24 protein-coding genes, 1 other RNA gene and 1 riboswitch are annotated in these 25,013 nt (G+C 61.5%); of the genes, 15 read left to right on the top strand and 10 right to left on the bottom strand.

The features are described from left to right. Positions 1-120: 120 nt before the first annotated feature. Together ACO07T_RS01950 and ACO07T_RS01945 are read left to right on the top strand one after the other, a co-directional pair. Positions 121-2,418: a xanthine dehydrogenase family protein molybdopterin-binding subunit gene (locus ACO07T_RS01950; protein ID WP_422048033.1), complete on the top strand. Its 2,298-nt coding sequence runs from the start codon at positions 121-123 to the stop codon at positions 2,416-2,418. After that, positions 2,393-3,484, top strand: coding sequence for a DUF2235 domain-containing protein (locus ACO07T_RS01945; protein WP_422048032.1), 1,092 nt, complete (start codon positions 2,393-2,395; stop codon positions 3,482-3,484). The genes ACO07T_RS01950 and ACO07T_RS01945 overlap by 26 nt, the downstream gene beginning before the upstream one ends. 20 nt (positions 3,485-3,504) lie before the next feature. Here the strand turns inward: ACO07T_RS01945 and ACO07T_RS01940 are convergent, their stop codons facing one another. The 7 genes from ACO07T_RS01940 to ACO07T_RS01910 all read right to left on the bottom strand — a co-directional run bounded on the left by ACO07T_RS01940 (position 3,505) and on the right by ACO07T_RS01910 (position 10,757). After that, positions 3,505-4,176, bottom strand: a complete 672-nt coding sequence (locus ACO07T_RS01940; RefSeq protein WP_422048031.1) for a nitroreductase — start codon at positions 4,174-4,176, stop codon at positions 3,505-3,507. Positions 4,177-4,193: 17 nt separating this feature from the next. Beyond that, entirely contained in the window at positions 4,194-5,300 is a 1,107-nt protein-coding gene (locus ACO07T_RS01935) for a TFIIB-type zinc finger domain-containing protein (protein WP_422048030.1), read from the bottom strand. A gap of 109 nt (positions 5,301-5,409) precedes the next feature. Beyond that, complete coding sequence (locus ACO07T_RS01930; RefSeq protein WP_422048029.1) at positions 5,410-6,573, bottom strand: SPFH domain-containing protein; 1,164 nt, start codon at positions 6,571-6,573, stop codon at positions 5,410-5,412. Positions 6,574-6,597: 24 nt separating this feature from the next. After that, complete coding sequence (locus ACO07T_RS01925) at positions 6,598-7,494, bottom strand: DUF2927 domain-containing protein (protein WP_422048028.1); 897 nt, start codon at positions 7,492-7,494, stop codon at positions 6,598-6,600. 20 nt (positions 7,495-7,514) lie between these two features. Next, positions 7,515-8,711 (bottom strand): toxic anion resistance protein, encoded by a 1,197-nt coding sequence (locus tag ACO07T_RS01920; protein WP_422048027.1) that lies wholly within the window; start codon positions 8,709-8,711, stop codon positions 7,515-7,517. Between the two features lie 29 nt (positions 8,712-8,740). Beyond that, the gene (locus ACO07T_RS01915; protein WP_422048026.1) at positions 8,741-9,631 is read right to left on the bottom strand and encodes a 5-bromo-4-chloroindolyl phosphate hydrolysis family protein; all 891 of its coding nucleotides are present in this window, start codon (positions 9,629-9,631) and stop codon (positions 8,741-8,743) included. Positions 9,632-9,848: 217 nt separating this feature from the next. Then, positions 9,849-10,757, bottom strand: a complete 909-nt coding sequence (locus tag ACO07T_RS01910; RefSeq protein ID WP_422048025.1) for a pseudouridine synthase — start codon at positions 10,755-10,757, stop codon at positions 9,849-9,851. A 67-nt stretch (positions 10,758-10,824) separates the two neighbouring features. Here ACO07T_RS01910 and ACO07T_RS01905 point away from each other — a divergent pair, with 67 nt between their 5' ends. Further along, positions 10,825-11,274, top strand: a complete 450-nt coding sequence (locus ACO07T_RS01905) for a nucleoside deaminase (protein WP_209084469.1) — start codon at positions 10,825-10,827, stop codon at positions 11,272-11,274. Between the two features lie 5 nt (positions 11,275-11,279). Here ACO07T_RS01905 and ACO07T_RS01900 read toward each other — a convergent pair whose 3' ends face one another. Both ACO07T_RS01900 and ACO07T_RS01895 read right to left on the bottom strand, forming a co-directional pair. After that, the gene (locus ACO07T_RS01900; RefSeq protein ID WP_422048024.1) at positions 11,280-12,449 is read right to left on the bottom strand and encodes a M24 family metallopeptidase; all 1,170 of its coding nucleotides are present in this window, start codon (positions 12,447-12,449) and stop codon (positions 11,280-11,282) included. Beyond that, positions 12,449-13,144 carry a metal-dependent hydrolase gene (locus ACO07T_RS01895; protein WP_422048023.1) on the bottom strand — a complete coding sequence of 232 codons (696 nt, stop codon included), beginning with the start codon at positions 13,142-13,144 and terminating at the stop codon, positions 12,449-12,451. Before ACO07T_RS01895 ends, ACO07T_RS01900 begins: the two co-directional genes overlap by 1 nt. Before the next feature lie 81 nt (positions 13,145-13,225). Here ACO07T_RS01895 and ACO07T_RS01890 point away from each other — a divergent pair, with 81 nt between their 5' ends. The 10 genes from ACO07T_RS01890 to ACO07T_RS01845 all read left to right on the top strand — a co-directional run bounded on the left by ACO07T_RS01890 (position 13,226) and on the right by ACO07T_RS01845 (position 21,446). Continuing rightward, positions 13,226-13,903, top strand: a complete 678-nt coding sequence (locus ACO07T_RS01890; RefSeq protein ID WP_422048022.1) for a ceramidase domain-containing protein — start codon at positions 13,226-13,228, stop codon at positions 13,901-13,903. A gap of 85 nt (positions 13,904-13,988) precedes the next feature. Then, a complete protein-coding gene (gene gatC / locus ACO07T_RS01885) occupies positions 13,989-14,276 on the top strand; it encodes an Asp-tRNA(Asn)/Glu-tRNA(Gln) amidotransferase subunit GatC (protein WP_058239744.1) in 288 nt (95 codons plus the stop codon). Positions 14,277-14,346: 70 nt separating this feature from the next. Continuing rightward, positions 14,347-15,834 (top strand): Asp-tRNA(Asn)/Glu-tRNA(Gln) amidotransferase subunit GatA, encoded by a 1,488-nt coding sequence (gene gatA / locus ACO07T_RS01880; protein ID WP_422048021.1) that lies wholly within the window; start codon positions 14,347-14,349, stop codon positions 15,832-15,834. Between the two features lie 34 nt (positions 15,835-15,868). Next, entirely contained in the window at positions 15,869-16,675 is an 807-nt protein-coding gene (locus ACO07T_RS01875) for a hypothetical protein (RefSeq protein WP_422048020.1), read from the top strand. Positions 16,676-16,679: 4 nt separating this feature from the next. Beyond that, positions 16,680-17,342 carry an N-acetylmuramoyl-L-alanine amidase gene (locus ACO07T_RS01870; protein WP_422048019.1) on the top strand — a complete coding sequence of 221 codons (663 nt, stop codon included), beginning with the start codon at positions 16,680-16,682 and terminating at the stop codon, positions 17,340-17,342. A gap of 102 nt (positions 17,343-17,444) precedes the next feature. Then, an RNA gene (gene rnpB / locus ACO07T_RS01865) (RNase P RNA component class A) lies at positions 17,445-17,824 on the top strand. Between the two features lie 104 nt (positions 17,825-17,928). Next, complete coding sequence (locus tag ACO07T_RS01860) at positions 17,929-18,603, top strand: lysoplasmalogenase (protein ID WP_209065207.1); 675 nt, start codon at positions 17,929-17,931, stop codon at positions 18,601-18,603. A 48-nt stretch (positions 18,604-18,651) separates the two neighbouring features. After that, positions 18,652-19,830 (top strand): signal recognition particle-docking protein FtsY, encoded by a 1,179-nt coding sequence (gene ftsY, locus ACO07T_RS01855; protein ID WP_422048018.1) that lies wholly within the window; start codon positions 18,652-18,654, stop codon positions 19,828-19,830. Between the two features lie 79 nt (positions 19,831-19,909). After that, positions 19,910-20,812, top strand: coding sequence for an EamA family transporter (locus tag ACO07T_RS01850; RefSeq protein WP_209065205.1), 903 nt, complete (start codon positions 19,910-19,912; stop codon positions 20,810-20,812). A 25-nt stretch (positions 20,813-20,837) separates the two neighbouring features. Then, entirely contained in the window at positions 20,838-21,446 is a 609-nt protein-coding gene (locus tag ACO07T_RS01845) for an inner membrane-spanning protein YciB (RefSeq protein WP_422048017.1), read from the top strand. A 6-nt stretch (positions 21,447-21,452) separates the two neighbouring features. On the opposite strand, the gene ACO07T_RS01840 is transcribed toward ACO07T_RS01845, so the two are convergent. Then, positions 21,453-22,145, bottom strand: a complete 693-nt coding sequence (locus ACO07T_RS01840) for a glutathione S-transferase N-terminal domain-containing protein (protein ID WP_422048016.1) — start codon at positions 22,143-22,145, stop codon at positions 21,453-21,455. Positions 22,146-22,291: 146 nt separating this feature from the next. Then, a riboswitch (SAM riboswitch) is annotated at positions 22,292-22,369 on the top strand. A 67-nt stretch (positions 22,370-22,436) separates the two neighbouring features. Between ACO07T_RS01840 and metZ the strand changes: the two genes are divergently transcribed. Beyond that, entirely contained in the window at positions 22,437-23,624 is a 1,188-nt protein-coding gene (gene metZ / locus ACO07T_RS01835) for an O-succinylhomoserine sulfhydrylase (RefSeq protein ID WP_422048015.1), read from the top strand. Positions 23,625-23,802: 178 nt separating this feature from the next. Next, entirely contained in the window at positions 23,803-24,903 is a 1,101-nt protein-coding gene (folE2, locus tag ACO07T_RS01830; protein ID WP_209065201.1) for a GTP cyclohydrolase FolE2, read from the top strand. The last annotated feature ends 110 nt before the right edge of the window (positions 24,904-25,013 follow it).

Here is a 25,013-nt window from a genome sequence, read left to right as displayed (position 1 = left end):
CGCGCAGATTGCCTCACAATATGGTGACGGTCGCAACGTCGTGCAGCGTAACATGGGCTGGACACGGGCGGGCGGGGCGATACAGTCACCTCTGGAGCCACGCGCAGGGAGCAGCCAGCCATGGAAAAGTTCGGGAAGAGTCAGCCGGTCAAACGGGTCGAGGACACACGGTTTTTGACAGGCCAGGGTCAGTATGTTGAGGACATCGCGCCGGAGGGGGCCTTGCACGCTTATTTCCTGCGCTCCCCGGTGGCGCATGGGGATATCACGGAGCTGGATGTGGCGGATGCGCGTGAGGCAGAAGGCGTGGCCTGTGTGCTCACCCAAGCCGATCTGGTGGCCGCTGGGCTGGATGCCACTCTGCCCGGCACGCAGGTCAAAAACCGCGATGGCAGCATGGGCGCAAAACCGGAGCGGCCTTTACTTGCCAACGGGCGTGTGCGCTATGTTGGCGAGCCGGTTGCCGTGATCGTGGCGGAAACTCTGGATCATGCGCGCGACGCGGCCGAGATGATCCTGTTTGATTATGAAGACCGCCCGGCACATATCGCGCTGGCGCGTGGGGGCGAACAGCTGCATGCTGAAGCCTCAGACAACCTCGCCTTTGACTGGGGGCTTGGCGATGAGACCGCGACCGAGGCAGCCTTTGCAAAGGCGGCGCATGTGGTCAGCCTTGAGGTGGGCGACAACCGCATCATCGTGAATTCCATGGAGCCGCGCGGCGCTTGTGCGGAATGGGATGGCGATAAGGTCCATGTGGCCAACAATGGTCAGGGCGTCTGGGGGCCGAAAAACGAAGTGGCGCGCGCGCTGAAAATTGATGCGGCCAATGTGCGGGTCACCAACCCCGACACCGGCGGCGGTTTTGGCATGAAAGGCATGATCTATCAGGAGCCTCTGGTGATTGCCCATGCGGCGCGTGTGGTTGGCAGGCCTGTGCGCTGGATGGCGGAGCGCACAGAGGCGATGTTGTCAGACAATGCCGGGCGCGATCTGACCTCGCTGGTGGAGATGGCGTTTGACGAAAACCTGAAAGCCACCGCCTATCGCGTGAAAACCACCGCCAATATGGGTGCCTATAACTCGCAATTTGCTCAAGCGATCCAGACCACATTGTTCAGCCGTGTTTTGATGGGCGTCTATGATGTGCAGACCACCTGGCTGCAGGTCGACGGGATCTACACCAACACCACACCGGTGGATGCCTATCGCGGCGCTGGGCGACCGGAAGCGATTTATGCGCTGGAGCGACTGATGGACCGCGCCGCAAGGGAGCTCGGCGTAAGCGGCTGGGAGCTGCGCCGGCGCAACTTCATCCCGAATGCGGCGTTCCCTTACAAAAGCGCCACGGATGAAACCTATGACGTGGGCGATTTTGACCGCGTGCTGAGCCGAATGGAAGACTTTGGCGACGTTGCAGGCTTTGCCGCGCGCAAAGCGGCCAGCGCGGTTGCGGGCAAGTTGCGCGGCGCGGGGCTGTGTTACTATATTGAAAGTATCCTTGGTGATCCCAGCGAAAGCGCGCGGGTCGAGTTCAATGAGGATGGCACGGTCTCGATCTATGTGGGCACGCAGTCCAACGGTCAGGGCCACGAGACGGTTTACGCCCAGTTCCTGAGTGATCAGACCGGCATTCCGACCGAGCTCATAGAGGTCGTGCAGGGCGACAGCGACCGGATCAAACAGGGCGGCGGCACCGGCGGCTCGCGTTCGGTGACGGTGCAAAATACTGCGACACTGGCGACCGTGGAAACCATGATTAAAGCATTTACCCCGTATCTTGCAGAGAAGATGGGTGTGGATGCCGAGGACGTGACATTTGATGATGAGCAATTCCGCGCAGAAGGCTCTAATCTACATCCGACCTTCCTTGAGGCGGCAGAGATGGCGCGCGCGGATGGGCGCACTGATCTGATGGTGCATGAAGAACGCACAACGCTGCCCGCGCGCAGCTTCCCCAACGGGGCGCATCTGGCGGAGGTCGAGGTCGACCCGGAAACGGGTCAGGTGACTTTGGAGCGCTACACTGTGGTGGATGACTTTGGCAATCTGATCAATCCGATGCTCGCAGAAGGGCAGGTCCACGGTGGCGTGGCCCAGGGCATTGGTCAGGCGCTGATGGAGCATGTGGTCTATGATGAGGAAGGTCAGCTGTTGACCGCCACCTTCATGGATTACGCGATGCCGCGCGCCAGCGATGTGCCGATGATTGGCTTTACCACGGAGGCAGTGCCCTCGACCGCCAATATCATGGGCATGAAAGGCTGTGGTGAGGCTGGCACGGTTGGGGCCATGGCCGCAGCGGCCAATGCGGTGCAGGATGCGCTCTGGGAGCGCGGCGTACGTCAGGCGGATATGCCGTTTACGCCGCACCGCGTCTGGCAAATGTTGAGTGAGGCACAAGATACGGCTGCATGAACGCATAACCTCTTGGCTGGCCGGTAAATTTGCGGCCCGCCACTCGCCCACGGCCCCGCGTCGCGGCCCTGTCACCCATGTGATTATTCTGGATGGCACCATGTCCTCTCTGATGGATGGGGAGGAGACCAACGCCGGGCGCACCTACCGCCTGTTGCAGGAGCTGGGCGCTGGCGTGTCGCTTTACTATGAGGCGGGGGTGCAGTGGCACAGTTGGCGACAGACGCTGGATGTGATGATGGGGCGCGGGATCAACCGCCAAATCCGCCGCGCCTATGGCTATCTCGCCAGCCGCTACCGTCCCGGTGACCGGATCTTTCTGATGGGCTATTCACGGGGCGCTTTTGCGGTGCGCTCGCTTGCAGGCGTGATTGATCGGGTCGGGCTGCTGAAAGCGAGCTGCGCCACAGAGCGTAATATCCGCACCGCCTATCGCCACTATGAGCTGACGCCTGACAGCGCTGCCGCCGCCGATTTTGCGCAGGCCCATTGCCATGAGAGCGTCGACATCGAGATGATCGGCGTCTGGGACACGGTCAAGGCGCTGGGCGCGCGGGTGCCGCTGCTGTGGCGGTTCACCGAGCGGCGTCATGCCTTTCACAACCACCATCTGTCACCCATCGTACGCCACGGCTTTCAGGCGCTGGCGCTGGATGAAACGCGTGAGGTGTTTGAGCCGGAAATGTGGATGTGCCCGACGCGCTGGGACGCGCGGATCGAACAGGTCTGGTTTCGCGGCTCCCATGGCGACATTGGCGGTCAGCTGGGGGCGTTTGAGGAGGCGCGCCCGCTGGCCAATATCCCGCTGGTCTGGATGCTGGAACGGCTGGAGATGTGTGATCTGAAGCTGCCGGATGGCTGGCGGGATCGCTTTATCATGGATCCACATGCGCCCTCCGTTGGCACCTGGCGGCACTGGGGCAAATTCTTCCTGTTTCGGGCGCGGCGTCTGGTCAGCGCGGATCGCTCAGAAAGCATTCACCCAACCGCGCAGCCCTTCGCGAATGCAGGTGACACCAAGGCGCGCCTGCCGGAGCAGCAAGGCACGCTCGCGGCGCAGGATTAAGCCCCGCGCCGTCGCACCATTCAGCCACGCCAGTCCACAAATTCGTCAAGGGCGGCCCGCTCGGTGCGGAAGGTGTTGATCGCGGCGGCATCATCGGGAAAGCCAAAGGAGATCGCGGCCAGCATGTTGTAATCTTCAGCGATGTCAAAATGGCGGCGCACCACATCGGAAAAGAGCGACAGGGCCGCCTGGGGCACAGTACCGATGCCCTGTGCTTTGGCCGAGAGGCAAAATGCGGTGATGAAACCACCGCAATCCAGCACACCATAGGGACCAAGCTCTTTGGGGCAGGAGATCACCGCCACATGGGGGGCACCAAACAGGGTGTAGTTCTCCCGCATCTGCTGGGCGCGGGCATCGCGGTCTCCGCGACCGATGCCAACCGCCTCATAGAGCTGCATGCCGCAGGTGCGGCGGCGTTTCTGATGCGCGCCTGTGTAGGTCTCCGGGAAAGGGTAGTCCGGCGCAGGCGCGCCGCTGTCAAAGGCTTGGGCCATGGTGGCGCGAAACGCATCGGTTTCTGCACCCGAGGTCACGGTGACCTTCCAGGGCTGCGCGTTGCACCAGCTGGGCGCGCGGCCTGCATCCAGAAGAATTTGCGCAATGGTGTCCTGCGGCACCGGCTCAGGCCGAAAGGCGCGGCAGGAATGGCGGGCGTGCAGCAACGCCTGTAATGCGGCGTGGGGGCTCATCACTTGTCTCTCAAAACTTATTGGTTTTGGGCGATGATATAGCCAAAGGCCGCGGCTGCAAGGGCTGCGCACGCAACGGCAAAGGCGATTTTCCAGGTTGAGTAGGGGCGCTCGCCCTGAACGCGACCGGTTTGGCCGTTGACCACAAACCGATAGGACCTGCCGCGGTATTTGTAAGCCGCCAGCCAGACCGGCAGCAGGATGTGTTTGAAGGTCACATCGCTCACAGCGGTTTGCACATTGTGAATGCGCTGGCGGTCCCCGCCGATGTCAAAAGCCACATCGCGCCGGATCACACGATCCATATGCGCGCGGGCCTCCTCATAGCCTTCGGTGAGTTCAACCGTGTAGCCTTCGGCTTGAAATCCCGCGAGAAATTCCGGGCTGTAGGGCTCCAGCGCAGAGAGATCCCAAGGCTGCAGCGCATCGGTGTATTTTTTGGGCAGGGCTTTTGACGCCAGCACCAGAATGTCGTCAAACCAACGCGCCACCCGGCCGGAGGCAGGCCGCCAGCGGATTTTCTGCACCCGGCGCTGCTCCGCCTTGCCTTCACGCATCACGGTTTCCGTGACATAGTAGACCGTGCCGCGCTCGCCGCGATAGCTGGATTTTGTGTCCGCATCATAGGTCCAGTAAGGCACATAGATGCCATCCATCTTGCGCCCCTTGCGGGCGTAATCCTGCAGGCCATTTGGGGCAAACCAGAGCCCGCCCAGCCAGTCGTTCATGGCGTCGTGCGCCGCAGGCTCGGCGAGTTGAAACGGCAGCACCGCGCGCGGTTTGATCTGCCGGTGGGTGCCGGTATCCACCACCACCGGTGTCGCGCAAAAGGCGCATTCCGTGGCGTGGGTGTCCCCGTCAAAAACCACATGGGCTGCGCAATTGGGGCAGGTGGTGGCGCGGGTTTCCATAACTTCCGCCGCCGGAAGCTGCTCTGCCAGAGCGGCGCGAAAATCCAGCTCAGTGATGGCGGCGGCACGGTCGCCCTGTTCGGTGGCTTCCTCATGGCCGCAATGATCGCAGATCAGCTTGCCCTGCGCGGGCGCAAACCTGTAGTCCGCCCCGCACTGTGGACAGGGGAAGCGGGTGGTCTCTTGAGGGGCGGGCGGCGGTGTGGCGGTCATCTGAAAGGTCGGTGCTGTCTGGGTTGGATCGCGTGTGTAGCAGAGAAAGTGCTGCGCCCGGCTGCGGCATCAAGAACGTCTGCGCAGCCGGGTACATGAGTTTTTCAGTTCAGCTTCCCGGTGGCGGGGGCGGAAGAATGGTGAAGAGCTGGGCCAGTTCTGCCACGTCTTCAGCGTGCTTCCAGCCGTCCTGACCGGCGGTCCAGACATGGGTCTGGCGGGTGATCTCACCGGCGGTGGCCATCCGGCCCAGCGCGGCCTTTGAGAACGGGCCTCGGGTCTGCCCGTTTTCGGCGACGTGCCAGACATGTTCCACCGGTGGTGGCGGGGGCGGGGCCGCATGGGCCGCTTGCGGAGCAGGGGCGGCCTGCGCGGCAGGACGGGCGCCCCATGGTCCGGGCTGATGGGCGGCGTGGGGCTGTGCAGTTTGCGCCGCCATCTGTTGCGCCATCGCCATGCCCATCCCCATGCCAAGGCCTGCGCCCATGCCCGAGTTTGGCGTCTGCGCGGCGGCTGTCATCGCCTCTGCGGCGGAAAACTGTGTGTATTTGCCCAGATCACCGACAATGCCCATGGAGGTGCGCTTGTCCATCGCGGCCTCCACAGCAGCGGGCAGCGAGATGTTTTCGATATAAAGCTCAGGGATCGCGAGGCCGTATTCGGCAATGGTGCCGGAGATTTCCGCCACCACCAGCTTGCCCAGATCTGCCGTATTTGCGGCCATATCCAGCACCGGAATGCCAGAGGCCGCGATCACGCGGGAGAATTCCTGTACGATGATATTGCGGATCTGGAAGCTGATCTCATCCATGGTGAATTCGCCGTCGGTGCCCACAATCTCGGTGAGGAACCGTGCCGGATCGACCACGCGGATCGCATAGGTGCCATAAGCGCGCAGGCGCACCGGACCGAACTCCGGATCACGCACCATGATCGGGTTCTTGGTGCCCCACTTCAGATTGGCAAAGCGGGTGGTGTTGACGTAGTAGATCTCGGATTTGAAAGGGCTTTTGAAGCCGTGATCCCAGTGCTGCAGCGTGGTCATCACCGGCATGTTGTTGGTTTCAAGCATATAAAGCCCCGGGGTGAACACATCTGCCAGCTGGCCCTCATGCACAAACACCGCAGATTGCCCCTCGCGCACGGTGAGTTTGGCGCCGTATTTGATTTCATGGCCCTCGCGTTCAAAGCGCCAGACCAGCGTGTCGCGGGTGTCATCCACCCAATGGATGACGTCGATAAATTCGCCGGTGAGAAAATCAAAAATTCCCATTTGTTAGTCCTTTCAATGGGCGCATTAAAATCCTTGGCCGGTCTGCTCGCGGGCCAGGATGTAGAGCACAGGGCGGGCGTCCTCCGCGCTCATACCAATGGCAAGGCGCGGGTCATAGAGCATGCCCAAAAGCATTTCGTCATGGGTGGTCAGAAGCGCAAATTCCTCGTCATCATTAAAGATCGAGGGCCGGGCGCGCGGGCTGTCATTGGTCAGACCCAGACCCTGCGCGATCTCTTCCTGAAGGCAGGATTTGCGCATCAAATCAGGGTGTTCCGCACGGATCAGCGCCACTGCAGAGGTGTAGGCATTGGGCGTGGATCCAGCGGACTGCGCCACCACAAAGCAATAGATCGAGCGCGGTGCATTGGTGAACAGCGCGCGGGTCTGAGGTGACGCATTGGGCAGCAGCACATCCAGTCGCTTCTCAAGCGTTGCGCGGTCATTGGCGCCCATCACAAGCACATGGAAATTGGCAGAGCCGCTGGTCTGGCGGATCGGATGCCCGGTGACGCGGGCCAGCCTTGGCACATAGGCGGCAAGGGTCTCGCGATCCGTGGCACGCTGGCTTTCCGGCACCGAGGGGCCAAATTCAAGGTTTACGCGCACCGGCCCTTCCCAGCGGCGCAGCTGCCCCGGCGTGGCGGCGGCGCGCTCAAGACCGGCATCCAGCACGTATTCATCGTAAAACGCGATCTGTTCAAAGTTGCGCGCCAGCATGTCCGGCGTAAACGGCGTGTCCGGCCCGCCGCCGTCGGTGCGCAGCAGCCCGCGCGCCAGCAGATCGGCCTGCACCTGGCTGTAGTAGGTGGCAAGCCGCTCGCTTTCGACCGGCACGGGTTTGGGCTTGGGCGCTTTGGGCGCAGGAATTGAGACGCCTGCTTCCTCACAGGCGGCCAGCAGGCTCAAGGTGAGCCCCATCGCTATGGCAGTGGCGCGCCTCACGCCTTGGGCACGGAGGTTGCGGCGGTGTCCCCTAGACCGTCCTCGCGGGCTTTGGCGGAGGCCAGCGTGTCGCGCAGCTCGGCTTCCATCTTTTTCATGTCCTCTTCCGCAGCGGCGCGTTTGGCTTTGCCCGCATCCGCGATCTGCAGCGATTCATTGATGGTGGCAATCAGCTCCGCATTGGCGGTTTTGACCGCCTCAATGTCAAACACGCCGCGCTCCATTTCAGTGCGCACCGCCTTGTTGGTGTCGCGCAGGTTCTTGGCGTTGGCGGTCAGCAGCTCGTTGGTCAGGTCATTGGCATCGCGCACCGCAGCCGCCGCTTCGGCAGAGCGCTGAATGGTCACCGCCTGCGCCAGCTGGGTTTCCCAGAGCGGCACCGTATTGACCAGGGTGGAGTTGATCTTGGTGACCAGAGATTTGTCGTTTTCCTGCACAAGGCGGATCGAAGGCAGAGACTGCATGGTGACCTGACGGGTCAGCTTCAGGTCATGCACCCGCCGCTCCAGATCATCGCGTGCGGCGCGCAGATCGCGCAGCTCCTGGGCTTTCATCACCTGCGCATTTTCATCCGCTGCGGCGACCTCGGCTTCTTTGGCAGGGATGTCGGTGCCATCCAGCTCGGCAATCTTGGCCTCGCCTGCTGCGATATAAAGCGCCAGCTCGTCATAGAAGTTCAGCGTTTTTTCATAGAGCAGATCGAGCGATTTGATGTCTTTGAGCAGGGTGTGCTCATGGCTCAGCAGATCGTCGGTGATCCGGTCGATCTGATCCTGCACCTCTTCAAACCGGGCGGTGAACTTCGCAAAGGGCGCAGCCCGGCCCACAAGCTTTTCCCAAAAGCTGCGCTCGCGGCGCACATCCAGCTCAGAAACAGAGAAACCGCGGATCGTGGTCACGATATTGCGCAGGCTGTCCCCGGCGGGGCCAACATCCTTGTTGCGCACATCCTGCAGCATGGCCTGCGAAATCGTTTGCAGTTCTGCCTGCGCCGCAGAGCCGAAAGAGACAATCGATGTGGTGTTGTCCATATCGAGCTCTGCCATGCGTTTGCTGATTTCTGCAGACACAGGCGCATCTGCCTCGGCGAGCGGAACAACCGCGTTGGCCTCCACAGGTTCGGGCAGAGAAACGGTTGCTTCGGTGATTTCCGCCACAGCGGCTTGGGCTTTTTTGCGCACGGTCTCAGACATTTAAATCTACCTTTCCGGTCGGTAATCGCTTACAGAGTGTCCTGATGCAGGCCTTCGCGCTCCAGGCGCTCCCGCAGGACATCAATTTCCACATTCAAGTCCCCGCGATCCTCCAAAAGCAGCTTTTGGGTGCGGGCGGCAAAGTTCTTTTCCAGATCATCCAGCAGCGCGGCATAATCGGCACGCGCTTTGGCGTCCTGCGTCCGGCTGTAGAGATCGGCAAATTTGGTCGTCGCGTCACGGGCGCCAAGCAGATAAACGCCGAGATAGCGCCGCGCCGCGGTCAGGTCGCGGGGGTCTTCTTCAACGGTGCGAAAGAGATCGCGCGCAGTGGTCTGAAACGCATCCACACGCCGCTCCAGCGCGCGGTCGCCAGCCCGCATGATGGCCTCACGCATGGCAGACAGATGCGCTTCGGCCTCTTCCACGGCCCGCGCCACACGGTCGGTCTGGTGGCTATTGACCCCATCCATGCCCTTGTCCCGCATGGGATCAAGACCAAAGGCAAAGCCATGCAGCACCCCGCCAATCACCGCAAAGATAATGGCATCCAGCGGGCCATGGCCTGCGATGCCCGCCAGACCAAGGCCAGCGGCGGTCAGCGCAGAGCCGAGCATCTTGCGCGGCAGGGCAGGGCGTCGGGCCACTTTGCGGGCGTCATAGGCCTCCTGGGCAAACAGCCCTTCGCGGGTCATCCAGGCCGCCAACAGCAAGACACCAAGCGCTGCGAGATATTGCAGCATGACCACTGGCTCTGAGGTAAAAGCCTGCCAAATCAAGGGCAAAGGCGCGATGAACAGCAGGTTGACGCGGCCACCGACGCGGCTGCGTTTGGCACCGCGAAAGCCCCCGCTGGGCGCGGGTTGTGGTGCTTGCTGATGCCCGTCAGGGCTGTATTTTCCGCCGAACTTCTGCGCCATCACGCGCCTCCTGTCACGGAGACATATAAGATCAACATGACAAGCAGACCAAAGGCCAGCCGTTGCAAACCGCTTGAGGACATGTGGCTCCAACCCTCGCTAAGTTACAGAGAAACTTAAGAACTCTGCCTCCCAAAGGCTAGGGGGAAGTTCTGCGGGGATGGCTCATTCTTGCGGAACTTCGCCCAAAGCGCAGAGCTTGGGCGCCAAGGCAGGGTCAGCGGCGGCGGCGCGTGGGTTTGCGGCGGGTTTCCGGGGCCACCGCATCCTCGAGACCAAGCTGGTCGCGCACCACGCGGCGGCGCACCTCTTCGACCTCGCCGGGTTTGAGCTGGCCCAATTGGAACGGGCCATAGGAGGTGCGAATGAGCCGGTTCACGGTGAGGCCGATGGCCTCCATCGCGCGGCGGATCTCGCGGTTTTTGCCTTCGCGCAGGCCAATGGTGACCCAGGCGTTTGCGCCCTGCTGACGGTCCAGCGTGATGTCCATCGGCTGGAAACGCTCGCCCTCAACTTCGATGCCCTTGCGCAGCGGCGCAAATGTCTCGTCGGTGGGGCGGCCGTTGAGGCGCACGCGGTATTTGCGCAGCCAGCCGGTGCTTGGCAGCTCCAGCTTGCGTTTCACCCCGCCATCATTGGTCAGCAACAGCAGACCTTCGGAGTTGAGGTCAAGCCGCCCGACAGTCATCACACGCGGCAGGTTTTCCGGCAGCTTGTCAAAGATGGTTTCCCGGCCTTTCTCGTCGCGGTTGGTGGTCACAAGGCCAGACGGCTTGTGATAGAGCCAAAGCCGCTCGTGATCCGGCGTGCCGATGGCTTTGCCGTCGACCGTGATGCGATCTTTGTCGGTCACATTCAGCGCGGGGCTTGTGAGTTTCTTGCCGTTCACGCTGACCCGGCCTGCTTCGATCATGCGTTCGGCATCGCGGCGCGAGGCCACACCGGCGCGTGCCAGAACCTTGGCAATGCGGTCGCCATCCGGGCTGGGCTTTGCGGCGGCTGGCTTTGCCGTGCCGGGCTTTGCACCACGCGGGCCGGATTTGTGAGGCGCTTTCGCAGGGCGATCAGGGCGCTGTGGTTTGCCAGCGCGGCGGGAGGAGGGCGGTTTTTGGGTCATGGCCCCCATGTAGCGGGGAAAGCGCAAGCGGGGAAGGGGGATTGCGCAGCCGCGCGTGGCAAGGCATGTCAGGGATATGACATTTACCTCCCATATGGATCTTGCGCTGGCTGAGGCCCGCGCCGCCGCCGCACGCGGGGAGGTGCCTGTGGGGGCGGTGGTTGTTGGGCCGGATGGGCAGGTGCTGGCAAAGGCAGGCAATCGCACCCGCGAAGACCATGACCCGACCGCACATGCCGAAATTCTGGCCATGCGCGCGGCCTGCGCGGCGCTTGGCAGCGAGCGGCTGGTCGGCTGTGATCTCTATGTGACCCTGGAGCCTTGCCCGATGTGCGCCAGTGCGATCAGCCAGGCGCGGATTGCGCGGCTCTATTATGGTGCGGGCGATCCCAAAAGCGGCGGCGTGGCGCAGGGCCCGCGCGTCTTTGCCCACGCGCAATGCCATCATGTGCCCGAAATCTATGACGGCCTCGCAGCGGCAGAAAGTGAAGCGCTTCTCAAAGACTTCTTTGCCGCGCGCCGCTGAGCTGCCTAGGTCTCTGCCACAAAAATCTCGCGCGGGATCTCGGCCAGCGGCACACCGCCAGATTCGGTGACCTCAAAGCTCTCGGTGATCGCCACACCCCAATCCGGCGTCCAGAGACCGGGCATGAGGTGAAAGGTCATGCCTGTTTCCAGCTCCGTGGTATCGCCGGGGCGCAGGCTCATGCTGCGCTCTCCCCAATCCGGTGGGTAGCTGAGGCCGATGGGATAGCCGGTACGGTTGTCCTTTTTGTAGCCCGCACGCGCAAAGCTGTCATAGACGCAGGCGGCAACCTCTTCGCAGGTGGCTCCGGGTTTGGCCGCGGCAAAGGCATCCTCAATTGCCCGCAAAACAGCCTCTTCGGCGCGGCGGATGTCTGCAGGCGGCGTGCCCATGTAAAGCGTGCGGCTGGCGGGGCAATGGTAGCGGTGAAAGCAGCCTGAGATTTCAAAGTAAGTCGCTTCACCTAGGCTCAGCGGGCGGTCGTTCCAGGTGATATGGGCGGCAGAGGCTTCTGTGCCCGACGGCGCGATGGGGGCGATGGCGGGGTAGTCGCCTGCGATCCCGTCAATGCCCGCGATACCGGCGGCTTGCACCTCTGCCACCAGCTCGTTTTTAGGGCGGCCTGCGCGAAAACCGGCACGCAAAGTGGCATGCATATGCGCGGTGAGCCGTCCGGCCTTGCGCATCATTGCCAGTTCGGCAGGGCTTTTCACCGCGCGTTGCCAGTTCACGAGGCTGTTGGCATCGGTGAGCGGCCCAAATGCCTCCGTCAGCACCGCATGGGATTTGGCGGAGTAGTAGTAATTGTCCATCTCCACGCCGATAGTGCGGGTCAGCCCGCGCGCCTGAAGATGTGCAACCAGCGCCTCATAAGGGTGATGGTCGGGGTGTTGGACATGGGCTTCCGGCCAATCAAGGAGGTTCTCAGCCGACAGCCATGTGGTTTGCGCCGCGCCAGCCTTGTCCTGCGGGCGGCCCCACCAGATCGGATCCCCTGCCGCAGGGACAATCACCGCCTGCGGCACGTAAAAGCTCCAGCCGTCATAGCCGGTGAGCCAGGCCATGTTGGAAGGATCCGCCACAATCAGCGTGTCGATGCCTTGCGCCGCCATGGCCCGGCGCGTCTTGGTGAGGCGCGCGGCGTATTCTTCAGCGGTAAAGTCCGTGGCGGGCATCAGATGTCGATGGCCTGCATGACCTCGGGCTCGATGACCTCCACATCAGGCAGGCCCGCGTGCAGATCATCGGCGGATTGCGCCAGAATCGGGAAGGTGCGGTAGTGGCACGGGATCACGGTTTTGAAGTTGAAATAGCGCTTGGCCGCATAGGCCGCGCCTTTCATGTCCATGGTGAAGTGGCCCCCTGCAGAGAGGATGCCGATGTCAGGCTGATAATAGTCTCCCATCCAGTCCATATCGGCCATGATGTCTGTGTCACCGGAGATATAGACCGTGCGCCCTTCCATCTTCAGCATATAACCCACTTCCGAGCCTGCCGCCTTTGGCCCTTCATCGCTGCCGAAGGTGGAGCTGTGGGACGCGGCAACCATGGAGAGGCTAACGCCTTCGCCGAGGTCCACTGTGCCGCCTTTGTTAAAGCCGATGGTTTCCAGATGTTCGTGTTCATTCCAATAGGCCATCAGGTCATATTGGCCAACGATGGGGCAGGACAGCTTGCGCGCCAGCGGCAGCATGTCGGCCACATGGTCAAAATGCGCATGGGTCAGAACGAGATGCGTCGCCCCTGCGACAGCGGCCTCATGCTGATCCTCAGGCAACATCGGATTGCCGGTCAGCCAAGGATCGATCAGCAGCACCAGATTGGCGGTTTCAATGCGAAAGGAGCCATGCCCCAGCCAGATGATTTTCATACTGTTTCTCCTTCTGATGTATGGTCAGACTAGCACGGGTGCGTGACAAGAAAAGAGAACAGGACAGAAGGGGCAGGCCACATGGATTGGACAGCGCAGGTGGACGCCTATTGTGAGCGCATGAGCCCGGCTTTTTGGGCGGAACCCGTGAATGCGGTGACAAATGCCGCCTTTGTTCTGGCCGCGCTCTGGATGTGGGGGCGTCTGCGCGATGTGCCTGCGGGCAGTGGGAAAACACTGGCGCGTACGCTCTGTGTCATTCTTGCGCTCATCGGCATTGGCAGCTTTCTGTTTCACACCTACGCCACGCGCTGGGCCGGGGTGGCGGATGTGGCGCCGATTGCGATCTATGTTCTGCTCTATATTTACGCGGCCAACCGGCATTACTGGCGGCTGCGCCCGCTCTGGGCCGCTGTCGCCACGCTCGGCTTCTTTCCTTATGCCGCGCTGACCATCCCGCTGTTTTCTCATCTGCCGCTGCTTGGGGTATCGGCCGCCTATATGCCTGTGCCCGTCATGATCCTGGCCTATGCACTCGCGTTTAGAGGGCGCTTGCCCATCGTGGCGCGCGGCTTGGCGATTGGGGGTGGCCTTTTGCTTGCCTCACTCACTTTCCGCTCGCTCGATATGCCGATGTGTGAGGCGGTGCCTTTTGGCACCCATTTCATGTGGCATGTGCTCAACGGGATTATGCTGGGCTGGATGATCGAGGTTCTGCGCCGCCATCTTGTGCAACAGGCCGATCCGCGCGCGCAGTGAGGCCAAGCGCTTGCACCGCTGCGGTGCGCGCGCTAAAGGCTGAGCATACGTTCGCAGAAAGCCCGCAACAAAAGAGTCTTGCCCCATGTCGATTGATGAAAGCACCGCCGCCAAAGTGGCCAAACTGGCCCGCATCAAGGTTGAAGAGAAAGACCTGCCCGCGCTGGCGCAGGAATTCAACGCTGTGCTGGGGTTCATTGAGCAGCTCAACGAAGTGGATGTTGAGGGTGTGGAGCCAATGGTGTCTGTCACCCCGATGCGCCTGAAGCGCCGCGAGGATGTGATTTCCGATGGCGATCAGCAGGAGAAAATCCTGAAGAACGCGCCAGACGCGCGTGAAGGCTTCTTTGCCGTGCCCAAAGTGGTGGAGTGATCCGGCCACACGCCGTTGATCCGATCCTGACCACCTGACCCGAATTTTGCCCCAGAGAGAGGCGACCGAAATGACCGAATTGACCAAACTGACGCTGGCAGAAGCACGTGACAAACTGCGCGCGGGCGATGTGACCTCTGTTGAGCTGACCGAATCTTTCCTGAAAGCCATCGACGACGCGGACGCGCTGAATGCCTATGTGCACAAGACGCCGGAAATCGCACTTGAGCGTGCCAAGGCGGCGGATGCGCGCATTGCAGAAGGCGACGCGCCGGACATGTGCGGTCTGCCGATTGGCATCAAAGACCTCTTTTGCACCAAAGGTGTCGCCAGCCAGGCGGCTAGTGGCATTCTCGAAGGCTTCAAGCCTGAGTATGAATCCACCGTGTCCCAGAAATTGCAGGACGCTGGCGCAGTGATGCTCGGCAAGCTCAACATGGATGAGTTCGCGATGGGCTCCTCCAACGAAACTTCTGTTTATGGCAATGCGGTGAACCCATGGCGTCGCGGCAATGATGACACTGCGCTGACCCCGGGCGGCTCTTCCGGCGGCTCCGCAGCCGCTGTGGCGGCAGACCTCTGCCTTGCAGCCACCGGCACCGACACCGGCGGGTCCATCCGTCAGCCTGCGGCCTTCACCGGCATCACCGGCATCAAGCCGACTTATGGCCGTTGCTCCCGCTGGGGCATCGTGGCTTTTGCCAGCTCGCTCGATCAGGCCGGCCCGATGACCAAAGACGTGCGCGATGCGGCGATCATGCTGAAAGCCATGTGCGGCCATGACGCCAAAGACAGCACCAGCGCGGAACTCGCCGTGCCAAACTTTGAAGCCATGCTGACCGGCGACATTCGCGGCAAAAAGATCGGTATCCCGAAAGAATACCGTCTTGATGGCGTGCCTGCGGAGATCGACAAGCTCTGGCAGGACGGCATCGACATGCTGAAAGCGGCCGGTGCTGAGATCGTCGACATCTCCCTGCCGCACACCAAATACGCGCTGCCCGCTTACTACGTGATTGCGCCTGCGGAGGCCTCCTCCAACCTCGCGCGCTATGACGGTGTGCGCTACGGCCACCGCGCCACTTTGGCGGCAGGGGACGGCATCACCGAGATGTATGAAAAGACCCGCGCCGAAGGCTTTGGCCACGAGGTGCAGCGCCGTGTGATGGTTGGCACCTATGTGCTGTCCGCCGGTTTCTATGACGCCTACTACAACCGTGCCCGCCGCGTGCGCACACTGATCAAGCAGGACTTCGAGAACGTCTTTGCCCAGGGCATCGACGCGATTCTCACGCCAGCCACCCCGTCTGCGGCCTTTGGTCTGGGCGAAATGTCTGAAGCCGATCCGATCCAGATGTATCTGAACGACGTCTTCACCGTGACTGTGAACCTCGCCGGTCTGCCGGGTGTCTCGGTGCCAACCGGCCTCGATTCCCAAGGTCTGCCGCTGGGTCTGCAGCTCATCGGGCGTCCATGGGAAGAAGGCGATCTGCTGAACACCGCTTACGCGCTGGAACAGGCCGCCGGATTTGTGGCCAAACCCGGCAAATGGTGGTAAGTCTGCCGCCAAGCAATAAGCAGGCAGAGCAGAGATGACACGGACATTTGGGGCAATCTGCGCCGTTGTGGCGCTGGCGGCATGTCAGCCGCGCATTCCCGACAGCGCAGCAGGCGTGGGTTTTGACAATGCAGTGAACGCGCCACAATCGCGATCACAGTATGACGGCGCCCGTGCCGGTGGCGCGCTGCCACCCGCGCAGGTGGTCTCAACCGAGACCGTGCCCGCCGCCCCTCAGGTCACCACCTCTCAAACCGCTCTGCCGGCTGCACCTTCTGCGCCGGCGACCCCGCTGGCCACCACGGCCACGGCAGCGCCTCAGCCTGCCTCAGAGGCGGCAGCCATCGCCAATGAAACCACCGCGGCGCTGGCGGCGGCTTCGGCCAACTCCGGTGTCCTGCCGCTTGAGGCCAGCCCGTCAAATCCGGCACCGCAAGTGTTCTCCAACCCTGGCATTTCGGATGAAAACGATTTTGCCGCCGTGGGAGAGCGTCGCTCGATTGAGGCAGACGCCGCTTTGCGCGCACAGAATCAGGCCAACTACACCGTGATTGCGCCCACCGCTGTGCCGACACGCTCTGGCGAGCAGGGCCCCAATGTGGTGGCCTATGCGCTGGCGACAAACCATCCGCGCGGCACCAAAGTGCACAGCCGTCTGGGGCTGACCGGTGCCTCACGCTATCAAAAAGCCTGTGCCAAATTCTCCAGTGATCAAGCCGCCCAATTGGCGTTTCTGGAACGCGGCGGCCCGCGTGTGGACCGTCTCGGCGTTGACCCGGATGGCGACGGCTATGCCTGTGAATGGGATCCAAGCCCCTTCCGCAAGGCCGCACGGAACTGATCTCTTGGCATCGCGCCTGCAGATCTCCCAATGCCCCTCCCCGAATTTCGGCCCGCGCCGCGAAGAGGCGCGCCCGGAGCTGATTGTGATCCACTACACCGCGATGGCGAGCACACAGGCCGCCATAGACTGGCTGTGCAATCCAGAGGCGGAAGTGTCGGCGCATTATGTGATCTCTCCCCAAGGGGATGTGACCCAGCTGGTGGCAGAAGAAATGCGCGCCTGGCACGCCGGAGCCGGGCAATGGCGGGGGCAGGGGGATGTGAACTCCCGCTCCATCGGTATTGAGCTCTCAAACCGCGGCGACCATCCGTTTGCCGCCCCCCAGATGGCCGCGCTGGAGGCGCTTCTTGGCGGGATCATGCAGCGCTGGGATATTGGCCCGGCAGGTGTCATTGGCCATTCCGATTTGGCACCGGGCCGCAAAATAGACCCCGGCCCGCGTTTTGACTGGCGACGGCTGGCGCGCCAGGGGCTGGCGGTCTGGCCGGATGATGCGCCAGCAACGCAGGGTTGGGCCGAAGGTGCTGCGTGTTTTGGTTATGATGTCGACAACGCGGCGAGCTTTGCCGCCTTCCGCGACCGGTTCCGCCCCTGGGCTTCCGGCCCCTGCGACGCCGAGGACGGCCGCATCGCCGCGCGGCTCGCCTCCGCAGAGCTGTCCTGACTTCATTCTGCCAAAAATACTCACTGCGCACCATCTCCCCCGAATGCGCCGCAAAAGGGGGGCGATTGACCTCTCCGCTGCAACCCCCTACACCGCTCTTGCACAGAGGGCTGGATGGCCGCAGGGGCGCAAGCCCGTGAGGAAAGTCCGGACTCCACAAGGCAACGGTGCCGGGTAACGCCCGGCCGGGGCAACCCGAGGGAAAGCGCCACAGAGAACAGACTGCCCTGATCCGTCAGGGTTAAGGTGAAACGGTGGGGTAAGAGCCCACCGCGCGGCTGGCAACAGCAGCGGCACGGCAAGCCCCACCGGGAGCAATGCCAAATAGGGATCGCGCGTGGCGTCAGTCACAGGGGTGTCTTGCCCCGAGCAGATCCGGGTTGGCAGCTGGAGGTGTCTGGTAACAGGCATCCTAGATGAATGGTCATCAGCGCCGGGGCAACCTGGCGCGACAGAATCCGGCTTACAGGCCCTCTGTGCAAATATCTTAGCCGTCGTTGGAGTGCCCCAGCGTTATGCAGGAAATCTGCTTGCAGCGCGCAGCCTTCACATGGCTAGAATACAAGAAAAACGGACCAAAGTTGGTATGAGTGTTATTGAGGAAATCGCCTTTCGGCAAAATCTGCGTCTGATTTTGTTGGCTGTGGGCGTGCTGGCCGCGCTGATCTACGGTGTGTTTTACTGTTATCGGCCGCAAAGCCTTGCAAAATCCATTGTCAAAACCATCCCGCTGCTCGCCTGGGCCGGGGCTGTGGCGGTCAGTTTTGGTGCCGGCACCATTGTGGTTGCGCTTGTGCTCTCAGCCATTGGCGATCTGGTGCTGTCGCGGGATGGCGAGCGGCCGTTCCTTTGGGGGCTTGCCGCCTTTGGCTTGGTGCATGTGGCCTATACCGTGCATTTCTGGATGCTGGGCGGCAGTGCGATCACCGCGTCGCTGCTGTTTCCCGCGATTGTGGCGCTTGGCCTCTCCACAGAGATCTGGCTCAGCCCCTACACAGGCACGTTGCGCTGGATTGTGCGCGGCTATGTGGTGCTGATCTGCGCCATGGGCGTGGCCGCCCTTGGGCTCGACATGCGGGTCTGGGCGATGATCGGGGCGATGGGCTTTATCCTGTCAGACACCATTCTGGCGATGCAGCTTTTCCGGATGAAACCAAACACCGGTCTGCATCATCTCACCTCAGTCGCGGTCTGGGCGTTTTATGCGGTCGGGCAGTTTCTGATCGTGGCCGGGGTCGGCTGGCAGACGCCGCTCTTTTAAATCCTGCAAATTCAGACTAACTGAGTCCCAACAGTTTCGGAGACCCACATGGCGTTTTTCTCAAAGCTCAAGGACAGGTTGTTCAAATCCTCTTCCAAACTGGAAGAGGGGCTGGAGGCGATTGTCGAAGATGGCGGTGAAGTGGAGGCAGAAGCCCCCGCAGAAACTCCAGCAGCGGACCCCGCCGCGCAGAAATCATCCCCTGAGGCACTGGCCGCGTCTAGTGCCCCCACCACTGAAACGCCTGCTGAAGCGCCAACACCCGTTTCAACTCCTGCGCCAAGCCCGGCCCCAGCGCCAACCCCCACGCCTGAGCCGCAAGCTGCACCGGCCCCCAAGCCCGGCCTGCTGTCGCGCCTGACCGGACAGGGCCGCAGCGCGCCTGTGGTGAAGCGTGAGCTTGACGATGACATGCTGGAGCAGCTTGAAGAGCTGCTGATCGCCTCTGACATGGGGGTGGACACGGCCCTGCGCGTCACCGCGAATATCGCCGAAGGCCGCATGGGGAGAAAGGTTTCCACGGCGGAGATCAAAGGCCTTCTGGCGGGCGAAGTGTCCCGCATCATGGAAACCGTGGCCCGCCCGATGCCGCTTTATCCGTCAAAGCCGCAGGTTGTGCTGGTGGTGGGCGTCAATGGCTCCGGCAAAACCACCACCATCGGCAAGCTCGCCAGCCAGTTCCGCGCGGCAGGCAAATCCGTGGTGATCGCTGCGGGCGACACCTTCCGCGCCGCCGCTGTGGAACAATTGCAGGTTTGGGGCGAACGCGCCGGCGTGCCGGTGCTGACCGCGCCGGAAGGCTCTGATCCGGCGAGCCTCGCCTTTGATGCCATGACCAAAGCGGAGGCCGAAGGGGCGGATCTTCTGATGATCGACACCGCAGGCCGTCTGCAGAACCGTCAGGATCTGATGGAGGAACTCGCCAAGATCGTGCGTGTGATCCGCAAGAAAGACCCGGATGCGCCGCACAACACGCTGCTGGTGCTGGACGCCACAACCGGTCAGAATGCGATCAGCCAGGTGGAGACCTTCCAGAAACTTGCAGACGTCAGCGGCCTTGTGATGACCAAACTGGATGGCACCGCCAAGGGCGGTATTCTGGTCTCGCTGGCGGATAAATTTGGCCTGCCGATCCACGCGATTGGCGTGGGGGAGCAGATTGATGATCTGCAACCCTTTGACCCGGAAGAGTTTGCCACGGCCCTGATCGGCGTGGAGCAGAGCTGATCTTCCTCTTGCCTGAAATATCCTCCGGGGGTCCGGGGGTGGAAAACCCCCGGCGCTTGCGCGTAGCGGATGACACAGAATGAGCGCATGGCTTGTGTCGCTCGCAGGGACCGAGGCCGGACAGCAGCTTGCGCTGATCCTGGCTGTATCAGCCGCCTTCCTGCACGCGGTTTTTGGCGCGCTTCAGAAGGGGCGGCATGATCCCTGGCTGACACGCGGTGCCATTGATTTCAGCTATGGCGCTATGGCGCTGCCGTTTGCGCTGTTTGTGGTGCCTTGGCCGGAGCCGCATATGTGGCCGATCTTTGCCGGGGCCTTCGTGATCCACACCGGCTATAAGCTGTTGCAGGGCTGGGCCTACACCAAAGGCGCCTTCACCGTGGTCTATCCGGTGGTGCGCGGCACAGGCCCGTTTTTCACCGTGATTGGCGCCTATCTGATCTTTGGCGAAACCTTCAGCGCGGTTCAGTGGCTGGGCGTGGCCGTCCTGATGTCGGGCATTCTGGGGCTTGCGGTCTACAACATGGTTTTTATGACGGAAGGCCGCGATACGCTGGTCTCCGCCATGGTGATCGCTGTCTTCACCGGATTGTTTGTGGCGCTTTACACCACCTATGACGCCTATGGCATTCGCGCGACTGCAGACCCATTTACCTTCTTGGCGTGGTTCTTTTTTATCGACGGTCTGGTGTTTCCGGTCATTGCCGCGCGGCGCTGGCGGCGGATGGAAAACCCGCCCACATTGGGCCCGCTCATGACGCGGGGCTTCTTTGGCGGTCTGGTGGCCTTTGCAAGCTTTGGCTCGGTGATGCTGGCCACACGGCTTGATAAAGTTGGCGAGGCCGCCGTGCTGCGGGAGACCTCGCCTGTGTTTGCGGCGCTGATTGGCTGGCTGGTGCTGAAAGAGACCGTTGGCCCGCGCCGGATTGCCCTGATGGCATTGATTGCGGCCGGGGCTGTGATAGTGGAAATGGGCGGATAGGACGCCTGAGGAGAGGAAACGCGCGATGGCAGAGAAGAAGATCAATCCGGTTTTGAAGATGGTGCTGGAGATGGGCCCGATCGTGGCCTTCTTTGTGGCCTATCTGCGGATGCGCGATCAGACCTTTACCGTTGGCGGCACCGACTATGACGGCTTCATTCTGGCCACCGCCGGCTTTGTACCGCTTCTGACCCTCACCACCCTGATCCTCTGGCGTCTGACCGGCAAGATCAGCAAGATGCAAATCGCCACGCTGGTGCTGGTTGTGGTGTTTGGCGGCCTGTCGGTCTGGCTCAACGACGAGCGCTTCTTCAAGATCAAGCCCACCATGATCTACTTACTGTTTGGCGGCATTCTTGGCTTTGGGCTGCTGCGCGGACAGAGCTACCTGAAGGTGGTTATGGAAGAGATGATGCCGCTCAAGGAAGAAGGCTGGATGCTGCTGACCAAGCGTCTGACCTATTTCTTCTTTGGCCTTGCCGCGCTCAACGAAATCATTTGGCGCACCCAAACCACCGACACTTGGGTCTATTTCAAGACCTTCGGCCTGACGGCGGCGGTGTTTGTCTTCTTCATGACGCAGGGCAAGATCTTTCAGGACTACGCCATTGAAGAAGACACAAAAGAAACCTGATCCGGCTTAGGCCTCCGTCCCAAACAGCTCGGCCTGCACCCAGGTGTCAGAGCGGTCTGCGCGCAAATCTGCGTGCAGGGCGCGGCCCCGGCGCAGGGCAGGGCGCTCCCAAAGTGTTTTGAGCCACCGCGCCATATGGGGTTTGTCCTCAAGGGTTTGTTCCTGCCCTTCCCAGAGCGAGGCCCAGCCCCAGATCGCCATATCCGCGATAGAGTAGAAATCTCCGGCGACATATTCGTTGTCCGCCAGACGCCGGTCGAGCACGCCATATAGCCGCGCCGCCTCGGAGCGGTAGCGATCCTTGGCATAGGCAATGTCTTCAGGCGCGTATTTGAGGAAGTGATGCGTCTGTCCGGCCATGGGGCCAAGGCCGCCCATCTGCCACATCAGCCATTCTTCCACCGCGATCCGGTCGCGTTCGCTCTGTCCCATGAACTGGCCGGTTTTGCGCGCGAGATAGGTCAGGATCGCGCCGCTTTCAAACACGGAAACAGGTTTGCCATCCGGACCGTCCGGATCGACAATCGCGGGCATCCGGTTGTTGGGCGCGATGCGTAGGAAATCGGGTGCAAACTGATCGCCTTTGCCGATGTTGATCAGATGGGTTTCATAAGGCAGCCCCATCTCCTCCAGCGCGATGGAGATTTTCCAGCCGTTTGGCGTGGGCCAGTAGTAAAGATCAATCGGGTCAGATGACATGGGCGCTCCTCCTGAGATGTGCGCCATGATGCCGGTTTCGCGCGGTGCCGCAAGAGGGGGTGCAGAGACATCCTTTTGAGGCGGCAGGGAGTAAAGCAAATGTGACCGCAGCGCTGCAGCCTTGACCTTTATAGAGCTGAGGCGTAAAGCGCGGGCGTGGCGATTTGTTACCGGATTGCGGGCCACGTAAAACATGCCGCTAAAGAGGTCAGGATGAAGGAGCCCCCTTCCGCTTGGCCGGAACGGGGCTTTTTATTTGGGCCAGCCAGAGACGGCCCGGGAGATGATGACATGAGCGATTGGAACAAACGCACGAAGCTTGTGCACGGCGGCACGCGGCGCAGCCAGTATAACGAGGTGAGCGAGGCGATCTTCCTCACTCAGGGGTTTGTCTACGAGACCGCAGAGCAGGCCGAGGCGCGCTTTATCGAGACCGGACCGGATGAGTTCATCTATGCGCGCTATGGCAACCCGACGGTTGCGATGTTTGAAGAGCGTATTGCCGCGCTGGAAGGGGCAGAGGACGCCTTTGCCACCGCAAGCGGTATGGCGGCTGTCAGCGGCGCGCTGACCTCGATGCTGCAGGCCGGTGACCACGTGGTCTCCGCCAAGGCGCTGTTTGGCTCCTGTCTCTATATTCTGGAAAACATCCTCACCCGCTACGGCGTTGAGGTGACCTTTGTGGATGGCACTGATCTCGCGGCCTGGAAGGCGGCGATGCGGCCCAACACCAAGGCGGTATTCTTTGAAAGTATGTCCAACCCGACGCTTGAGGTGATCAACGTCACCGCCGTGGCGCAGATCGCCCATGAGGTTGGCGCGCTGGTTGTGGTGGACAATGTGTTCTCCACCCCTGTCTTCAGCCGCGCGATCGAGCAGGGCGCTGATGTGGTGATCTACTCCGCCACCAAACATATCGACGGTCAGGGCCGCGCTCTGGGTGGTGTGGTGCTTGGCACCAAAGACTTCATCCGCGGCACGCTTGAGCCCTACATGAAGCACACCGGCGGCAGCATGAGCCCGTTCAATGCCTGGGTCATGCTCAAGGGTCTGGAAACCATTGATCTGCGGGTGCGCGCACAGGCGGAAAGCGCGCTGGCCATTGCCGAGGCGCTGCAGGATCATCCGGCGCTGGCACGCACAATCTATCCGGGGCTGGCAAGCCATGCGCAGGCAGCTCTGGTGCAGAAGCAGCTCGACGGCAAAGGCGGCACTGTGCTGTCCATCGACCTCAAAGGCGGGCGCGAGGCGGCATTCAAGTTCCTCAACGCGCTGGAAGTTGCGGTGATCTCCAACAATCTCGGCGATGCCAAATCCATTGCGACCCATCCGGCCACCACAACGCACCAGCGTCTGTCTGATGCGCAGAAAGATGAGCTTGGCATCACGCCGGGTCTGGTGCGCTTCTCGGTCGGTCTGGAAGACACGCAGGACTTGATTGCTGATATTTCCCGCGCACTTGAAGCGGCTCAAAGCTAAGCCCATGTAATCATGATGCAGGAGCGGCGCTTGAGGCAGACACTCGGGCGCCGCTCTTTTCTTTGGGGCGCGAAGTATGAACCAAGATGCCGTTTTACGCGTATTGGAATTCGAAATTAGCTATTTTTTCCCTGACGGACTAAGGTAGTCAGGGTCAGGACGCAAAGGGTGCTTGGTCATGAACATTCAGTCTCCCAAGAATGACGGGAAAGTGACGCTGGAAGAAGCCGAGGACGCGCTCGCGCGGTTGCGCTCATGGGCCCAGACCGCCTCTGTGACCGAGATCGCAGAGCTTGATCCCGCCATTTCCCGCCTGCTGCCCGATCAGCCTCTGGTCAATTACCCGTCGCTCTCACGCGAATATCCGCATGATTTTGAAGCGACCCCGGACTATCGCGCCACCCTGCCGGATCTGCAAAACGGCCCCTCCAGCCTGATCAAAGGCGAGAAGCAGCAGATCCAGCACGTCGGGATTTCCAATTTCCGCCTTCCGATCCGGTTTCACACCCGCGACAATGGCGACATCTCGCTGGAAACCAGCGTTACCGGCACGGTGAGCCTTGAGGCCGACAAAAAGGGCATCAACATGTCCCGGATCATGCGCTCGTTCTACAAACACGCCGAAAAAACCTTCAGCTTTTCTGTGATGGAGGCCGCGCTGGCGGATTACATCACCGATCTGGAGAGCTTTGACGCCCGCCTGCAGATGCGGTTTTCCTATCCGATGAAGATCGAGTCCCTGCGCTCGGGCCTTTCGGGGTATCAGTATTACGACATCGCGCTGGAGAAGGTGCAGAATGGCGGCACGATGCATAAGATCATGCATCTGGACTATGTATATTCCTCAACCTGCCCCTGCTCTCTGGAGCTGAGCGAGCACGCGCGCATGTCCCGTGGTCAGCTTGCCACCCCGCATTCGCAACGCTCCGTGGCGCGGATCTCCGTGGAAGTGGTGGATCAGCCCAAACTCTGGTTTGAGGATCTCATCGATCTGGCCCGCGCCGCGGTTCCGACAGAGACGCAGGTGATGGTGAAGCGCGAGGACGAACAGGCCTTTGCGGAACTCAACGCCGCAAACCCAATCTTTGTGGAAGACGCCGCGCGCCTGTTCTGTGAACAGCTGAAGGCCGATCCGCGCATCGGAGATTTCCGTGTGATCGCCAGCCATCAGGAAAGCCTGCACAGCCACGATGCGGTGTCGGTGCTGACGGATGGGCCGCTCTTTGCCGCTGAAAGTCTCGATCCCAAGCTTTTCACCACGCTGTTCCACGTTGGCTGACAAAACCACCTAGCTTGGTCGCCGGTCGAAAAGGGCGGCGCACAGGCTGTTTCCGCCAAGCGCAAACTGCTCTAGTTGCTTGACAGCGGCTTTGGCAAACGCCAACGCTG

The sequence above is a fragment of the Shimia sp. genome, from assembly GCF_965227725.1.
In the GTDB taxonomy this organism is placed as follows: Bacteria; Pseudomonadota; Alphaproteobacteria; order Rhodobacterales; family Rhodobacteraceae; genus Shimia.
The sequence above is the reverse complement of the archived record's forward strand: the minus strand, read 5'-3'. Positions and strand labels throughout refer to the sequence as shown.

Excerpts from the sequence above, each read along its gene's own strand:
- ACO07T_RS01940 (WP_422048031.1), bottom strand. The coding sequence starts at position 4,176 with ATGAGCCCCCACGCCGCATTACAGGCGTTGCTGCACGCCCGCCATTCC.
- gatA (WP_422048021.1), top strand. The coding sequence starts at position 14,347 with ATGACCGAATTGACCAAACTGACGCTGGCAGAAGCACGTGACAAACTG.
- gatC (WP_058239744.1), top strand. The coding sequence starts at position 13,989 with ATGTCGATTGATGAAAGCACCGCCGCCAAAGTGGCCAAACTGGCCCGC.
- folE2 (WP_209065201.1), top strand. The coding sequence starts at position 23,803 with ATGAACATTCAGTCTCCCAAGAATGACGGGAAAGTGACGCTGGAAGAA.
- ACO07T_RS01850 (WP_209065205.1), top strand. The coding sequence starts at position 19,910 with ATGAGCGCATGGCTTGTGTCGCTCGCAGGGACCGAGGCCGGACAGCAG.
- ACO07T_RS01900 (WP_422048024.1), bottom strand. The coding sequence starts at position 12,449 with ATGCCCGCCACGGACTTTACCGCTGAAGAATACGCCGCGCGCCTCACC.
- ACO07T_RS01950 (WP_422048033.1), top strand. The coding sequence starts at position 121 with ATGGAAAAGTTCGGGAAGAGTCAGCCGGTCAAACGGGTCGAGGACACA.
- ACO07T_RS01860 (WP_209065207.1), top strand. The coding sequence starts at position 17,929 with ATGAGTGTTATTGAGGAAATCGCCTTTCGGCAAAATCTGCGTCTGATT.
- ACO07T_RS01890 (WP_422048022.1), top strand. The coding sequence starts at position 13,226 with ATGGATTGGACAGCGCAGGTGGACGCCTATTGTGAGCGCATGAGCCCG.
- ACO07T_RS01930 (WP_422048029.1), bottom strand. The coding sequence starts at position 6,573 with ATGGGAATTTTTGATTTTCTCACCGGCGAATTTATCGACGTCATCCAT.
- ftsY (WP_422048018.1), top strand. The coding sequence starts at position 18,652 with ATGGCGTTTTTCTCAAAGCTCAAGGACAGGTTGTTCAAATCCTCTTCC.
- ACO07T_RS01875 (WP_422048020.1), top strand. The coding sequence starts at position 15,869 with ATGACACGGACATTTGGGGCAATCTGCGCCGTTGTGGCGCTGGCGGCA.
- ACO07T_RS01910 (WP_422048025.1), bottom strand. The coding sequence starts at position 10,757 with ATGGGGGCCATGACCCAAAAACCGCCCTCCTCCCGCCGCGCTGGCAAA.
- ACO07T_RS01840 (WP_422048016.1), bottom strand. The coding sequence starts at position 22,145 with ATGTCATCTGACCCGATTGATCTTTACTACTGGCCCACGCCAAACGGC.
- ACO07T_RS01845 (WP_422048017.1), top strand. The coding sequence starts at position 20,838 with ATGGCAGAGAAGAAGATCAATCCGGTTTTGAAGATGGTGCTGGAGATG.
- ACO07T_RS01935 (WP_422048030.1), bottom strand. The coding sequence starts at position 5,300 with ATGACCGCCACACCGCCGCCCGCCCCTCAAGAGACCACCCGCTTCCCC.
- ACO07T_RS01920 (WP_422048027.1), bottom strand. The coding sequence starts at position 8,711 with ATGTCTGAGACCGTGCGCAAAAAAGCCCAAGCCGCTGTGGCGGAAATC.
- ACO07T_RS01915 (WP_422048026.1), bottom strand. The coding sequence starts at position 9,631 with ATGGCGCAGAAGTTCGGCGGAAAATACAGCCCTGACGGGCATCAGCAA.
- ACO07T_RS01895 (WP_422048023.1), bottom strand. The coding sequence starts at position 13,144 with ATGAAAATCATCTGGCTGGGGCATGGCTCCTTTCGCATTGAAACCGCC.
- ACO07T_RS01905 (WP_209084469.1), top strand. The coding sequence starts at position 10,825 with ATGACATTTACCTCCCATATGGATCTTGCGCTGGCTGAGGCCCGCGCC.
- metZ (WP_422048015.1), top strand. The coding sequence starts at position 22,437 with ATGAGCGATTGGAACAAACGCACGAAGCTTGTGCACGGCGGCACGCGG.
- ACO07T_RS01925 (WP_422048028.1), bottom strand. The coding sequence starts at position 7,494 with ATGGGGCTCACCTTGAGCCTGCTGGCCGCCTGTGAGGAAGCAGGCGTC.